This is a genomic window from Streptomyces coryli (assembly GCF_011044975.1).
GTDB classification, from domain to species: Bacteria; Actinomycetota; Actinomycetes; order Streptomycetales; family Streptomycetaceae; genus Streptomyces; species Streptomyces coryli.
The window spans coordinates 1-13,054 of the sequence record NZ_JAAKZV010000008.1 but is presented as its reverse complement, the minus strand read 5'-3'; the positions used below and the strand labels follow the sequence as shown (position 1 = coordinate 13,054).

Here is a 13,054-nt window from a genome sequence, read left to right as displayed (position 1 = left end):
GACCGTTCCTAGCACGCTTCCGAGCGCCGGTGATCAAAAACTTGCATTACAAGTGCGTTGCCATCTGTTGGGATGTGCATGGCAAGCACGATACTGCGGGTGTCCATGAACCGTTCGAGTGCGAACGGCGATTAGGGAGGACGCAGTGTCTTTGAGCAACGAACCCCGGGTGCGGCGCAGACGCCTCGGAGTGATGGTGGCCGCTGCAGGACTCGTGGCCACCCTCCTGACAGCCGGCCCGGCCGCGGCGACACCCGACCCCGGTGACAACCCGAAGCCGGACAAGGACGTCTCGAGCAGCACGACCGCAGAGGTCAAGAAGCAGATCGCGGACGGCGAGATACCCCCGCCGAACGAGATCGTGCACTCGGACAACATCGAACATCTCACCAACATCCCCAAGGACGCCCTCGGCGGGACCAATTCGGACCTCGCCTTCCAGGGCAAGTACGCCTTCGCGGGCAACTACGACGGCTTCCGGGTCTTCGACATCAGCAACCCGAAGGCACCCAAGACCGTCGCCCAGGTCCTGTGCCCGGGCTCGCAGAATGACATCTCGGTCTCCGGGAACCTGCTCTTCCTGTCCACCGACTCGTCCCGCAGCGACGACTCGTGCGCCAGCACCACACAGCCGGCGACCGAGAAGGCCTCGTGGGAGGGCATGAAGGTCTTCGACATCAGCGACAAGGCGAACCCGAAGTACGTCGCCGCCGTCGAGTCCGCCTGCGGCTCGCACACCCACTCGCTGGTGCCCGAGCGCAAGAACGTCTACATCTACGTCTCCTCCTACTCACCGAACGCGACCTTCCCCGACTGCCAGCCGCCGCACGACGGCATCTCGGTCATCAAGGTCCCGCGCAAGGCGCCAGAGAAGGCCGCGGTCGTGAACTTCCCGGTGCTCTTCCCGGGCGAGGGACCCGACGGCGGCGGCAACCCCGGCGCTCCCACCAACCCGGGCGTCTCCAAGACCACCGGCTGCCACGACATCACCGTGCTGCCCTCCAAGGACCTCGCGGCGGGCGCCTGCATGGGCGACGGCATCCTGATGGACATCGAGGACCCGGAAAACCCGAAGGTCATCGACCAGGTCCAGGACAACGTCAACTTCGCGTTCTGGCACTCGGCGACCTTCAACCAGAAGGCCAACAAGGTCGTCTTCACCGATGAGCTGGGCGGCGGCGGCGCGGCCACCTGCAACGAGGCCATCGGCCCGAACCGCGGCGCCGACGGCATCTACGACATCACCGGCAAGGGCGACGACCGCAAGCTGGTCTTCCGCTCCTACTTCAAGATCGACCGCCACCAGGCGGACACCGAGAACTGCGTCGCCCACAACGGCTCGCTGATCCCGGTCAAGGGCAAGGACCTCATGGTCCAGGCCTGGTATCAGGGCGGCGTCTCGGTCTGGGACTTCACCGACTCCACCAAGCCGAAGGAGATCGCCTACTTCGAGCGCGGCCCGATCTCCGCGGACACCATGGTGGGCGGCGGCTCCTGGTCGGCGTACTACTACAACGGCTACATCTACTCCAACGACATGGCCAAGGGCTTCGATGTGCTGAAGATCAACGACAGGCGCACCGATCCTGCGAAGCGCGTCCGGCTGAACGAGCTCAACGTTCAGACGCAGCCGGATTACTTCGACTGAGCTGAGCGGCCCGGCCTGCCCCGCTCGTGCGATCGCACCAGCGGGGCAGGTCGTGACCTGGAGCTTTGTCCGTCAAGCCGCATGGCGTCCGGCATGGGACACTGAAGTACGTGCGTTTCCTCAATGACTCGAAGCCGCCGTACGACCTTACGTACGACGATGTATTCATGGTGCCGAGCCGCTCCGCGGTCGGCTCCCGCCAGGGCGTGGATCTGTCCACCCCGGACGGGACCGGCACCACCATTCCGCTGGTCGTCGCGAATATGACGGCCATCGCCGGACGCCGTATGGCCGAAACCGTGGCCCGCCGCGGCGGCCTCGTCGTCATCCCGCAGGACATCCCCCTCGATGTGGTCACCGAGGTCGTGTCGTGGGTCAAGCAGCGCCACCACGTGCTCGACACCCCGATCGTCCTCGACCCGCACAGCACCGTGGCCGACGCGCTGCAGCTGCTGCCCAAGCGCGCCCACGGCGCCGGTGTGGTCGTCCAGGACGGCAAGCCCGTCGGGATCGTGACCGAGAGCGACCTGAGCGGCGTCGACCGCTTCACGCAGCTCTCCGAGGTCATGTCCCGCGAGCTGCTGCTGCTCGACGCCGACGTGGACCCGCGCGAGGCCTTCAACCGCCTCGACGCCGCCCACCGCAAGCTCGCGCCCGCCGTGGACAAGGACGGCCGCCTGGTCGGCATCCTCTCCCGCAAGGGCGCCCTGCGCGCCACGCTCTACACGCCCGCCATCGACGCGGGCGGCAAGCTGCGGATCGCCGCCGCCGTCGGCATCAACGGCGACGTGGCGGGCCGCGCGAAGGTGCTGCTGGACGCCGGCGTCGACACCCTCGTCGTGGATACCGCCCACGGCCACCAGGAGTCGATGATCGCCGCGCTGAAGGCCGTGCGCGCCCTGGACCCGCAGGTGCCGATCGTGGCCGGCAACGTCGTCGCCGCCGCCGGCGTCCGCGACCTCATCGAGGCCGGCGCCGACATCGTCAAGGTGGGCGTCGGCCCCGGCGCCATGTGCACCACGCGCATGATGACCGGCGTCGGCCGCCCGCAGTTCTCCGCGGTGCTGGAGTGCGCCGAGGAGGCCCGTAAGCACGGCAAGCACGTGTGGGCCGACGGTGGCGTACGGCACCCGCGCGATGTCGCGATGGCGCTGGCCGCCGGCGCGTCGAACGTCATGATCGGCTCGTGGTTCGCCGGGACCTACGAGTCCCCTGGCGACCTGCAGCAGGCCGCCGACGGGCGCCTCTACAAGGAGTCGTTCGGCATGGCCTCGGCCCGCGCGGTGCGCAACCGTACCTCGGAGGAGTCCGCCTACGACCGCGCCCGCAAGGCGCTCTTCGAGGAGGGCATCTCCACCTCGCGGATGTTCCTCGACCCGGCCCGTCCGGGTGTCGAGGACCTGATCGACTCGATCATCGCGGGCGTCCGCTCGTCCTTCACGTATGCGGGCGCGGGCAGCATCGACGAGTTCGTCGAGAAGTCCGTCGTCGGCGTCCAGTCCGCCGCGGGCTACGCCGAGGGCAAGCCGCTGCACGCCAGCTGGCAGTAAGCCGCAGCACGACGGCCCCGGCTCCCGCCTCGGCGGGTGCCGGGGTCGTTCGTGCTTACGGGACCCGCAGCGCCGACAGCAGCCGCCGCAGCGCCCGCTGGGTCGCCGGGAGGTCCGCCGGATCGTCGGACGTCGCCAGCCACAGCGCCGCCTCGTTCATCGCGCCCGACAACAGGCGGGTGAGCGGGGCCACCGGCTGGTCGGGGAGGGTGCCGTCGGCCACCAGGGCGTGCAGCGCCTCGGCCAGATGCCGGGCCGACGACTCCTCGTCCAGCGCCCGCCATTCGCTCCAGCCCAGCACCGCCGGGCCGTCGATCATCATGATCCGCTGGACCTCGGGGTCGGTGCCCGCCGCGAGGAAGGCCGCGCAGCCCGCCGTCAGCTGGTCCCACGGCTCCGTCTCCGCCTCCGCCGCCCGCGCCACCGCGGCGCCCACCTCCTGCTGCACCTCCGCCAGCACGGCGCGGAACAGCGCCTCCTTGCTGTCGAAGTGGTGGTACAGCGCCCCCTTGGTGACCCCGGCGGCCCGGACGATCTCCATCAGCCCCACCGACCCGTAGCCGCTCGCCGCGAACATCCGCCGCGCCTCCCGGACCAGCGTCTGCCGGGTGTGCTCCTTCTGCCGGGCCCGGATCCCCTCGCCTGCCATCGCGCTCCCGCTCCCGTTCCCAGTTGACCAACCGACGGTATGCGAATAGCGTACTTCACATGCCGACGGTATGTGAAAGGGGACGGACATGAAGCTGACCAGCATGTATCCCGTCATCTGCACCGAGCGCGTCCAGGAGTCGCGGGACTTCTACACCGGGCTACTCGGCTTCGAGGTGACCTTCGAGGACGACTGGTACGTGAGCCTGCGCCGCCCCGGCGACCCGGCGTACGAGCTTGCCCTGGTCGACCACCGCCACCTCACGATCCCGGAGGCCTACCGGCGCCCGGTGTCAGGGCTGCTGCTGAACGTCGAGGTGGCGGACGTCGACGCGGAGTGGCAGCGGATCGTGGTGGCGGGCGGGCGCAAGCCCGAACTGGAGCTGCGCAGCGAGGACTTCGGGCAGCGGCACTTCATCGTGGCCGATCCGAGCGGGGTGCTCATCGACGTGATCACGCCGATCGAGCCCTCGGCGGAGTTCGCGGCGAAGTACGCCGACGGGTGAGCGCATGCGAAGGGGGCGCGGCCGGCATCGCGCCGGCCGCGCCCCCTTCGTCGTGCGTCAGCTCGGCAGCACGGCCTCGATCGCCGCGATCAGCGCCGGGTCCTCGGGCTCGGTGCGCGGGCGGATGCGGGCCACCACCTCGCCGGACGGGGCGATGAGGAACTTCTCGAAGTTCCACTGGATGTCGCCGGCCTCGCCGTCGGCGTCCGCGGTCTGCGTCAGCTCCTGGTAGAGCGGGTGCCGGTCAGGCCCGTTGACCTCCAGCTTTTCGAACATCGGGAAGGTGACGCCGTACGTCGCCGAGCAGAAGGTGGCGATCTCGTCGGACGTGCCGGGCTCCTGGCCGCCGAACTGGTTGCACGGGAAGCCGGCCACCGTGAAGCCGCGCTCCGCATAGCGCTCCTGGAGCCGCTCCAGGCCCGCGTACTGCGGGGTGAGGCCGCACTTCGAGGCGACGTTGACCGCCAGGACGGCCTTGCCCTGGTACGGCGCCAGTGACGAGGGGTCGCCCGTGAGGGTGCTGAGGCTGATGTCATAGATGCTCATGGACCCACCGTAGACCCGCGCCGCGGCCGGTTCGCGGGCGTGTTCTACTGCCCGTATGCGACTAGACGATCTCGACGAGCGGATCGTGCGGGTCCTCGCCGAGGACGCCCGCCGCTCGTACGCCGACATCGGCGCCGAGGTCGGCCTCTCCGCCCCCGCGGTGAAGCGGCGGGTGGACCGGCTGCGTGACTCCGGCGCGATCATCGGCTTCACCGTGCAGGTCGACCCGACGGCGCTGGGGTGGTCCACGGAAGCGCTGGTCGAGGTCTACTGCCGCGGCAAGACCTCGCCCGAGGACATCCACGACGCGCTGGCCCGCTTCCCGGAGGTGGCGTCCGCCTCGACGGTGACGGGGGAGGCCGACGCCGTGGTGCAGGTCTTCGCCGCTGACGTGCGGCACTTCGAGCGGGTGCTGGAGAAGATCGCCGGGCTGGAGTTCGTGGACCGGACGAAGTCCGTGCTGGTGCTGTCACCGCTCTTGCGGCGGTACGCGGCACCCGCGCAGTAGCTCTGGGCCGCGCTGCGCGCGGAAATCGCGCACGCGGCGCTCGGCCTCAAGCGCCGGCCGGGCTATGGCGTGCGCAACAGATCTCCGTCTCCGGCCATTCGCGCGCAACGAATCGCTGGTCTGCCCGCAAAGAATGCTCCTTGCTGGCCGCCAGGCCGATTGCGTACCTTCGAATCTGTTGACCGGACAGGCGAAAAGGGGAGGTGAGCGGTGGTGCGCATCGCGCTGTTCCAAGGCCCTCCCGGCGTCCCCGCCTCCACCCGTGCCGCCCTCCGCTCCCTCGACACCGCCGCCCGCCGCGCCGCCGCCGGCGGGGCCCGGCTGCTGGTCACCTCCGAGCTGTACCTCACCGGCTACGCCACCGACCACGCCGCCGAGCCCGCGAACGGCCCCGGCGCGCACGCCGTCGCCCGCATAGCCGCCGAGCACGGCCTGGCCATCGCGTACGGCTACCCCGAGGCGGGCCCGGGCGGCACCACGTACAACGCCGTCCAGCTCATCGGCCCGCACGGCGCCGCGCTGGCGAACTACCGCAAGACCCACCTCTTCGGCGACTTCGAGCAGAAGACCTTCGCCGCGGGCGCGGACCCGGTCGTCCAGGCCGACGTCGACGGCCTCTGCGTCGGGCTGCTGATCTGCTACGACGTCGAGTTCCCTGAGGCCGTACGGGCGCACGCGCTGGCCGGCACCGAGCTGCTGCTGGTGCCCACCGCGCTGATGCGGCCGTACGAGATCGTCGCCAACAGCGTGGTCCCGACCCGGGCCTGGGAGAGCCAGCTCTACGTCGCGTACGCGAACCGCTGCGGCCGCGAGGGCGACTACGACTTCGCCGGGCTGAGCTGCCTGGCCGCCCCCGACGGGACCGTCCGCGCCCGCGCCGGGCTCGGCGAGGACCTGATCATCGCCGATGTCGAGCCGGAGCTGCTCGCCGCCTCCCGGGCGGAGAACACCTATCTGGCGGACCGCCGCCCCGAGCTCTACCGCTGAACCACCCCGCTCCATCCCCCTGCGTACCGCCTTCCCCTGCAAGGAGACCCGCGCCGATGACGTCCACGGTGCCCACCGCCGTCCACGCCACCAGCGAAGACGAGGCCGCCGCCAAGCCGATCACCATGTTCGGCCCCGACTTCCCCTTCGCGTACGACGACCAGCTCGCGCACCCGGCGGGCCTGGGCCAGATACCCGCGACCGAGCACGGCGCCGAGGTGGCCGTCATCGGCGGCGGTCTCTCCGGGATCGTGGCCGCGTACGAGCTGATGAAGATGGGCCTGAAGCCGGTCGTCTACGAGGCCGACAAGATCGGCGGGCGGCTGCGCACCGAGACCTTCCCCGGCTGCGACCCGCAACTCACCGCCGAAATGGGCGCGATGCGCTTCCCGCCGTCCTCGACGGCGCTGCAGCACTACATCGACCTGGTGGGCCTGAAGACCAGGCCGTTCCCGAACCCGCTCGCCCCCGACACCCCGTCGACCGTCGTCGACCTCAAGGGCGAGTCGCACTACGCCGAGACCATCGAGGACCTGCCGCACGTCTACCGCGACGTCGCCACGGCCTGGAACGCCTGCCTGGAGGAGGGCGCCGACTTCTCCGACATGAACCAGGCCATCCGCGAGCGCGACGTCCCGCGCATCCGCGAGATCTGGGCCCGGCTGGTCGAGAAGCTCGACAACCAGACCTTCTACGGCTACCTCTGCGACTCCGAGGCCTTCAAGTCCTTCCGCCACCGCGAGATATTCGGCCAGGTCGGCTTCGGTACGGGCGGCTGGGACACCGACTTCCCGAACTCCATCCTGGAGATCCTCCGCGTCGTCTACACCGAGGCCGACGACCACCACCGCGGCATCGTCGGCGGCAGTCAGCAGCTGCCGCTGCGGCTGTGGACCCGGGAGCCGGAGAAGATCGTGCACTGGGCGCAGGGCACGTCGCTGGCGTCGCTGCACTCCGGGGACATGCCGCGCCCCGCCGTGACCCGCATGAACCGGACCGCGGGCAACCGGATCACCATCACCGACGCCGGCGGGGACATCCGCACATACCGCGCCGCGATCTTCACCGCGCAGTCCTGGATGCTGCTGTCGAAGATCGACTGCGACGACGAGCTGCTGCCGATCGACCACTGGACGGCGGTCGAGCGCACCCACTACATGGAGTCGTCGAAGCTCTTCGTGCCCGTCGACCGGCCGTTCTGGCTGGACAAGGACGAGGTGACGGGGCGCGACGTCATGTCGATGACGCTGACGGACCGGATGACGCGGGGCACGTATCTCCTCGACGACGGCCCGGACAAGCCCGCCGTCATCTGCCTCTCCTACACGTGGTGCGACGACAGCCTGAAGTGGCTGCCGCTGTCCGCGGCCGAGCGGATGGAGGTCATGCTGAAGTCGCTCGGCGAGATCTATCCGAAGGTCGACATCCGTAAGCACATCATCGGCAATCCGGTGACGGTGTCGTGGGAGAACGAGCCGTACTTCATGGGCGCCTTCAAGGCGAACCTGCCCGGCCACTACCGCTACCAGCGGCGGCTGTTCACCCACTTCATGCAGGACCGGCTGCCGGAGGACAAGCGCGGGCTCTTCCTCGCGGGCGACGACATCTCGTGGACGGCGGGGTGGGCGGAAGGCGCGATCCAGACCGCGCTGAACGCGGTCTGGGGCGTCATGCACCACTTCGGCGGGGCTACGGACCAGGCGAACCCCGGGCCCGGGGACGTCTTCGACGAGATCGCGCCGGTGGAGCTGCCGGAGGACTAGGGCCTGCTGACTAGCGCCCGTTGAGCGGCACCAGCAGGCAGCGCGACACCAGGCCGATCGACTGATCCAGGCGCTGCTCGAACTCCTCGCCCACCTCGGGGAGTTCGCGCAGCCGCCACAGCACCTTCGCCGCCGACCAGGCGCCTTCGCGGGCGCGGTCCAGGCTCCAGGAGCCGGCGAGGTGGGTGAGCGGGTCGGCGACGTCCAGGGCGTCGGGGCCCGGCATCAGGTCGTCGCGGATGCGCTCCTCGAGGGCCTCCAGGAGGTCGCCGACGCGCTGATAGTCGGCGGCGATCTCCCGCGGGTGCAGCTCCAGCTCCTCGCAGGTGTCGACGACGGCGAGCGGCAGGTCATGCCCCACATGGGCGTTGATCCCGGCCAGCGCGAACTGCATCGGCGCGACGCCGCGGTGCTGCCTGGCCAGGATCAGCGGCCGCCAGCAGGCGCGGGTGCGGCGGCCTGCGGACGCGGCCGCCACGGCGTCGAGGAACCGCTCGGCGAAGCGGGCGCACAGGTGCGCGGTGGCCGCGGAGTCGGCGAAATAGCCGCCGCGGGCGAGGCGTTGGTCCACCTCCTCCGTCACGGAGAGGTAGAGCTCGTTGAAGACCGCGACGCCGTCCCTGGCGGGCAGCGCGGCGCGGAGGGCGCGCATCCGCTCCACGATGGCGCCGACGGCGGGCGGCGCGTCGGCGAGGCGTTCCCCTGACGTCATACGGGCCACCTTGGCAGTCCGGGGCCGCCCACCGCCGTTGGAAAATGCGGCATCACCCTCAGGAGCGAACGGCGAGCTCCGCGGCCCCGAAGGAGACGGCGAAGCGCTTGCACCAGATGCTCACGCTGCCGTACGTGTCCAGGTCGACGTCCGCGGGGAGCTCGTAGTTCTGGCTGCCCTTGTTGCCCTTGAGCTTGCCGAGCTCGCGGTACTTCCCGTCGTCGAAGACCTTCCAGCCCGCCCGGCCCTCCTTCACCGGCGCGTCGGTGACCCATACCCGCAGGTCGGGACCGTTGCTCGTATCCAGATTCTCCAGCCGCAGCACCCGGGAGCCGTCCGGCCGCTCGATCACCCGGACCGAGCCCGAGGTGGCGTGCTCATGGGTGATGAAGTCGCCGGTGGCGAGATCCTTCGGGGCGGGCGGCTGGGCCGATTCGGATTCTTCCGGGGCCTCGGCGGGCGGCGCCTTGGACGATGCCGCGGCTGCGGGGTCCGCGTCCTGCACCGTCTCGTCGACCCAGAGCTTCCACGGCTGGAACCAGTACAGACCGGCGCCCCCGGCCACGAGCCCGGCCAGCAGCAGCCCTACGACCAGCGGCTTCGTCAGCGTACGGCGAAGTCGGCCCATGATGTCTCCCGTGTTGAAGTGAATGGGGCCGGTGCCCCTCATCCATCCAACGAGCCGGGCGGCGGGAGCTCATCCCCCTGAGGCCTTACCGATGTGTGACGCCCGCCGGAGGGCGTGATCCGGCCCACATCCGGGATTGGTCCGCGCCGTGACGTGGCAGACTGGAACACGTACCAGTGACAACGCAGCGCACTCCGGGGTCGGTGAAAGTCCGAACCGGCGGTTACAGTCCGCGACCCGTCCGCCGCCAGCGGCCGGTTGACCAGGTGAAATTCCTGGACCGACGGTTAAAGTCCGGATGGGAGGCAGTGCGCGCGGGATCGCCACCGGTGCGGTGCCTCGCCAGGCGCCCCACTCCCGGCATGGGAGCGGGGGCAGCCCGTCGGCTCCGTCCCCGGTGACCGCGTTTCCGTATATCTGTCGCATTCGACAGCCCCGGAGTCTCTGCCCGTAGCAGGCAGGAGGACCCGGTGGCCCCCGCAGCAGCCGACACCGCAGCGATGCGCCGCGCCATTGCGCTGGCCGCCCGCGCTCTCGGCTCCACCAGCCCCAACCCCGTCGTCGGCTGCGTCATCCTCGACGCCGATGGCCGTACGGTCGGCGAGGGCTACCACCAGCGGGCCGGCGGCCCGCACGCCGAGATCCACGCGCTCGCCGACGCCGGGGAGCGGGCCCGCGGCGGCACCGCCGTCGTCACCCTCGAGCCCTGCAACCACACCGGCCGCACCGGCCCCTGCGCCCAGGCGCTGATCGACGCCGGCGTCAGCCGCGTCGTCTACGCCGTCGCCGACCCTTCCCCAAGCTCTCCGACAAGCTCCGAGCAGGGGATGCCCCATTCGGGCGCACCGAGCGGCGGCGCCGCCACCCTCGCCGCGGCCGGCGTCGAGGCCGAGGGCGGGCTGCTCGCGGATGAGGCCGCCGCCGGGAACCGGGCCTGGCTCACCGCCGTACAGACCGGCCGCCCCTTCGTGCGCTGGAAGTACGCCGCCGGCCTCGACGGCCGCAGCGCCGCCGCCGACGGCACCAGCCGCTGGATCACCTCCGCCGAGTCCCGCGCCGACGTGCACCGGCTGCGCGCCGAGGCGGACGCGGTGGTGGCCGGGGCGGGCACGGCCCGTGCCGATGACCCCCACCTGGCCGTACGGGGACGGGACGGCGTCACCCAGCCGCTGCGCGTGATCGTCGACAGCAATGCCACCGCCGTAAAGCCGGACGCGCGTGTCCTCGACGACGCCGCGCCCACCCTCATCGCCGTCGCCACCGACGCCGACGCGTCCCACCTGACCGGCCGCGCCGAGGTGCTCCGGCTGCCGCGGGCAGCCGGCGGCGGCCTCTCCGTACCCGACCTGCTCGCCGCCCTGTACGAGCGCGGAGTCCGCTCCGTCCTCCTCGAGGGCGGCCCGACCCTCGCCGGCGCCTTCCTCGCCGCCGGTGCCGTCGACGAGGTCACCGGCTACCTCGCCCCCGTCCTGCTGGGCGCCGGGCCCGCCGCGCTCGGCGACGCCGGAATCAGCACGATCAGCGAGGCGTTGCGCCTCGACGTGACCACCGTCGAGCGCATCGGACCCGACCTGCGCATCACCGCCGTCCCCGCCACCGCCGCCACCAAGGAGAACTGACGTGTTCACCGGAATCGTTGAGGAACTGGGCGAGGTCGTCGCCGTCGAAGAACTCGGCGACGCGTCCCGCTTCCGGCTCCGCGGCCCCGTCGTCACCGAGGGCGCCAAGCACGGCGACTCGATCGCCGTCAACGGCGTCTGCCTCACCGTCGTGGACCACGAGGGCGACGAGTTCACCGCCGACGTGATGGCCGAGACCCTCAACCGGTCGAGCCTGGGCGCGCTGCGCGCCGGCTCCCGGGTCAACCTCGAGCGCCCCACCGCCGTGGGCGCGCGCCTGGGCGGGCACATCGTCCAGGGGCACGTGGACGGCACCGGCTCGATCGTCGAGCGCAAGACCTCCGAGAACTGGGAGATCGTCAAGATCTCGCTGCCCGCGGACCTGACCCGCTACGTCGTCGAGAAGGGCTCCATCACGGTCGACGGCGTCAGCCTCACCGTCGTCGACGCCGGGCCCGACTACTTCACCATCAGCCTGATCCCCACCACGCTCGCGCTGACGACGCTCGGCATCAAGGAGGCCGGCGACCCGGTCAACCTCGAGGTCGACGTCATCGCCAAGTACGTGGAGCGGCTGCTCACCGCGGGAGCGGCCAAGTGAGCGTCATCGACTGGCTGAACGGCGAGGCCTTCACGGCCTTCGGGCAGCACCTCATCTGGTCCGACATCGTCGGCAACACTCTCGGCCTGATAGCCCTCGCCCTCGGCTGGCAGCGCTCGCTGTGGACCTGGCCGACGCAGTTCGCGTCCGGCGTCATCCTCGTCGCCGCCTACGCCTCCGCGCAGCTCAGCGGCGGCGTCGGCAAGCAGCTGCTGGTCATCGGCGTGGCCGTATGGGGCTGGCGGGCCTGGCAGACCGGGCGCAAGGAGAGCGAGCGGGACGGCGGCGACGGCGGGAAGATCGCCGTGCGCTTCGCCACCTGGCGCGAGCGCGGGCTGCTGGCCGCCATGGCCGCGGTCGGCACCCTCGCCGTCGGCGGCCTCTTCAGCGCGATCCCGTCGCTGTCCTGGAACCCCTGGCCGGACGCGTACATATTCGTCGGCACCCTCGTCGCCATGTACGCGCAGGCCCGCGGGCTCGTCGAGTTCTGGTTCGCCTGGCTGCTGGTCGACCTCGTCGGCGTGCCGCTCGCCTTCTCGTCCGGCCTCGCCTTCTCCGGCCTGGTCTACGTCGTCTATCTCGTCCTGGTGCTGTGCGGCCTCGCCTCCTGGTGGCGGCGCACTCGCGTCACCAGCGCAGACCCGGCACAGCCCACCCTGGAAGGAGCCGCGGCATGACCGCACTGCAGACCTGGACCGCTCCGGAGTCCGAGGACCTCACCCTCGACCCCGTCGAGCGCGCCATCGAGGAGATCGCCGCCGGGCGTCCGGTCGTCGTCGTGGACGACGAGGACCGGGAGAACGAGGGCGACCTGATCGCCGCGTCCGAGCTGATCACCCCGCAGACCATCGCCTTCATGATGCGCGAGTGCAGCGGCATGATCTGCGCGCCGATGACCGGCGCGGAGCTCGACCGGCTGGGCCTCGGGCAGATGGTGGAGCAGAACACCGAGTCGATGCGCACCGCGTTCACCGTCACCGTGGACGGCACGCCGGAGCACGGCGTCACCACCGGCATCTCCGCGGCCGACCGCGCCACGACGCTGCGCCTGCTCGCCGACCCCGCGGCGGGCACCGGCGACTTCGTACGGCCCGGCCACATCTTCCCGCTGCGCGCCCGCGACGGCGGCGTGCTCACCCGTAACGGCCACACCGAGGCCGCGGTGGACCTGGCCCGCCTCGCCGGGCTCCGGCCCGCCGCCGCGATCTGCGAGATCGCGGGGGAGGACGGCAGCATGCTGCGGCTGCCGCAGCTGGTGCCGTTCGCGCGGCAGCACGGCTTCGCCATCATCTCGATCGCCGACCTGATCGAATACCGCCGCCGCACGGAGGGCCCGCC

Annotated in this window: 14 protein-coding genes and 1 riboswitch; of the genes, 10 read left to right on the top strand and 4 right to left on the bottom strand. The window is 70.9% G+C overall.

Going from position 1 to position 13,054, the window contains the following annotated elements:
• Nucleotides 1–145 precede the first annotated feature (145 nt).
• Both G5C51_RS03765 and G5C51_RS03760 read left to right on the top strand, forming a co-directional pair.
• Nucleotides 146–1,648, top strand: coding sequence for an LVIVD repeat-containing protein (locus G5C51_RS03765; protein ID WP_165231534.1), 1,503 nt, complete (start codon nucleotides 146–148; stop codon nucleotides 1,646–1,648).
• Nucleotides 1,649–1,758: 110 nt separating this feature from the next.
• On the top strand, nucleotides 1,759–3,198 hold the full coding sequence (locus G5C51_RS03760; RefSeq protein WP_165231531.1) for a GuaB1 family IMP dehydrogenase-related protein: 1,440 nt from the start codon (nucleotides 1,759–1,761) through the stop codon (nucleotides 3,196–3,198).
• A 55-nt stretch (nucleotides 3,199–3,253) separates the two neighbouring features.
• Here G5C51_RS03760 and G5C51_RS03755 read toward each other — a convergent pair whose 3' ends face one another.
• On the bottom strand, nucleotides 3,254–3,847 hold the full coding sequence (locus G5C51_RS03755; protein ID WP_165231528.1) for a TetR/AcrR family transcriptional regulator: 594 nt from the start codon (nucleotides 3,845–3,847) through the stop codon (nucleotides 3,254–3,256).
• An 88-nt stretch (nucleotides 3,848–3,935) separates the two neighbouring features.
• Between G5C51_RS03755 and G5C51_RS03750 the strand changes: the two genes are divergently transcribed.
• Complete coding sequence (locus G5C51_RS03750) at nucleotides 3,936–4,352, top strand: VOC family protein (protein WP_165231525.1); 417 nt, start codon at nucleotides 3,936–3,938, stop codon at nucleotides 4,350–4,352.
• 57 nt (nucleotides 4,353–4,409) lie between these two features.
• Here G5C51_RS03750 and G5C51_RS03745 read toward each other — a convergent pair whose 3' ends face one another.
• The gene (locus G5C51_RS03745; RefSeq protein ID WP_165231522.1) at nucleotides 4,410–4,898 is read right to left on the bottom strand and encodes a glutathione peroxidase; all 489 of its coding nucleotides are present in this window, start codon (nucleotides 4,896–4,898) and stop codon (nucleotides 4,410–4,412) included.
• A 55-nt stretch (nucleotides 4,899–4,953) separates the two neighbouring features.
• Here G5C51_RS03745 and G5C51_RS03740 point away from each other — a divergent pair, with 55 nt between their 5' ends.
• The 3 genes from G5C51_RS03740 (at nucleotide 4,954) to G5C51_RS03730 (ending at nucleotide 8,156) form a co-directional block, all read left to right on the top strand.
• Nucleotides 4,954–5,406, top strand: a complete 453-nt coding sequence (locus G5C51_RS03740; RefSeq protein WP_165231519.1) for an Lrp/AsnC family transcriptional regulator — start codon at nucleotides 4,954–4,956, stop codon at nucleotides 5,404–5,406.
• Nucleotides 5,407–5,619: 213 nt separating this feature from the next.
• Nucleotides 5,620–6,393 (top strand): carbon-nitrogen hydrolase family protein, encoded by a 774-nt coding sequence (locus G5C51_RS03735; protein WP_338118004.1) that lies wholly within the window; start codon nucleotides 5,620–5,622, stop codon nucleotides 6,391–6,393.
• Nucleotides 6,394–6,449: 56 nt separating this feature from the next.
• A complete protein-coding gene (locus tag G5C51_RS03730) occupies nucleotides 6,450–8,156 on the top strand; it encodes a flavin monoamine oxidase family protein (RefSeq protein ID WP_165231513.1) in 1,707 nt (568 codons plus the stop codon).
• A gap of 10 nt (nucleotides 8,157–8,166) precedes the next feature.
• Here G5C51_RS03730 and G5C51_RS03725 read toward each other — a convergent pair whose 3' ends face one another.
• Both G5C51_RS03725 and G5C51_RS03720 read right to left on the bottom strand, forming a co-directional pair.
• On the bottom strand, nucleotides 8,167–8,868 hold the full coding sequence (locus G5C51_RS03725; protein ID WP_165231510.1) for a DUF5995 family protein: 702 nt from the start codon (nucleotides 8,866–8,868) through the stop codon (nucleotides 8,167–8,169).
• A 58-nt stretch (nucleotides 8,869–8,926) separates the two neighbouring features.
• On the bottom strand, nucleotides 8,927–9,496 hold the full coding sequence (locus tag G5C51_RS03720) for a DM13 domain-containing protein (protein WP_165231508.1): 570 nt from the start codon (nucleotides 9,494–9,496) through the stop codon (nucleotides 8,927–8,929).
• A gap of 185 nt (nucleotides 9,497–9,681) precedes the next feature.
• Nucleotides 9,682–9,812: riboswitch (FMN riboswitch) on the top strand.
• Nucleotides 9,813–9,996: 184 nt separating this feature from the next.
• On the opposite strand from G5C51_RS03720, the gene ribD reads away from it, so the two are divergent.
• From ribD to ribB, 4 genes are all read left to right on the top strand, one after another.
• The gene (ribD, locus tag G5C51_RS03715) at nucleotides 9,997–11,115 is read left to right on the top strand and encodes a bifunctional diaminohydroxyphosphoribosylaminopyrimidine deaminase/5-amino-6-(5-phosphoribosylamino)uracil reductase RibD (RefSeq protein ID WP_165231722.1); all 1,119 of its coding nucleotides are present in this window, start codon (nucleotides 9,997–9,999) and stop codon (nucleotides 11,113–11,115) included.
• Nucleotide 11,116: 1 nt separating this feature from the next.
• Nucleotides 11,117–11,716 (top strand): riboflavin synthase, encoded by a 600-nt coding sequence (locus G5C51_RS03710; protein ID WP_165231505.1) that lies wholly within the window; start codon nucleotides 11,117–11,119, stop codon nucleotides 11,714–11,716.
• On the top strand, nucleotides 11,713–12,393 hold the full coding sequence (locus G5C51_RS03705) for a nicotinamide mononucleotide transporter (RefSeq protein WP_165231502.1): 681 nt from the start codon (nucleotides 11,713–11,715) through the stop codon (nucleotides 12,391–12,393). The genes G5C51_RS03710 and G5C51_RS03705 overlap by 4 nt, the downstream gene beginning before the upstream one ends.
• Nucleotides 12,390–13,054, top strand: a 665-nt coding sequence (ribB, locus tag G5C51_RS03700) for a 3,4-dihydroxy-2-butanone-4-phosphate synthase (RefSeq protein ID WP_165231499.1), incomplete at its 3' end; no start/stop codon positions are given. The genes G5C51_RS03705 and ribB, both read left to right, overlap by 4 nt.

Bases quoted from the DNA above. Each gene is read 5' to 3' on its own strand.
- G5C51_RS03755 (WP_165231528.1), bottom strand. From the start codon at position 3,847: ATGGCAGGCGAGGGGATCCGGGCCCGGCAGAAGGAGCACACCCGGCAG.
- G5C51_RS03750 (WP_165231525.1), top strand. From the start codon at position 3,936: ATGAAGCTGACCAGCATGTATCCCGTCATCTGCACCGAGCGCGTCCAG.
- G5C51_RS03745 (WP_165231522.1), bottom strand. From the start codon at position 4,898: ATGAGCATCTATGACATCAGCCTCAGCACCCTCACGGGCGACCCCTCG.
- G5C51_RS03740 (WP_165231519.1), top strand. From the start codon at position 4,954: ATGCGACTAGACGATCTCGACGAGCGGATCGTGCGGGTCCTCGCCGAG.
- G5C51_RS03730 (WP_165231513.1), top strand. From the start codon at position 6,450: ATGACGTCCACGGTGCCCACCGCCGTCCACGCCACCAGCGAAGACGAG.
- G5C51_RS03725 (WP_165231510.1), bottom strand. From the start codon at position 8,868: ATGACGTCAGGGGAACGCCTCGCCGACGCGCCGCCCGCCGTCGGCGCC.
- G5C51_RS03720 (WP_165231508.1), bottom strand. From the start codon at position 9,496: ATGGGCCGACTTCGCCGTACGCTGACGAAGCCGCTGGTCGTAGGGCTG.
- ribD (WP_165231722.1), top strand. From the start codon at position 9,997: ATGCGCCGCGCCATTGCGCTGGCCGCCCGCGCTCTCGGCTCCACCAGC.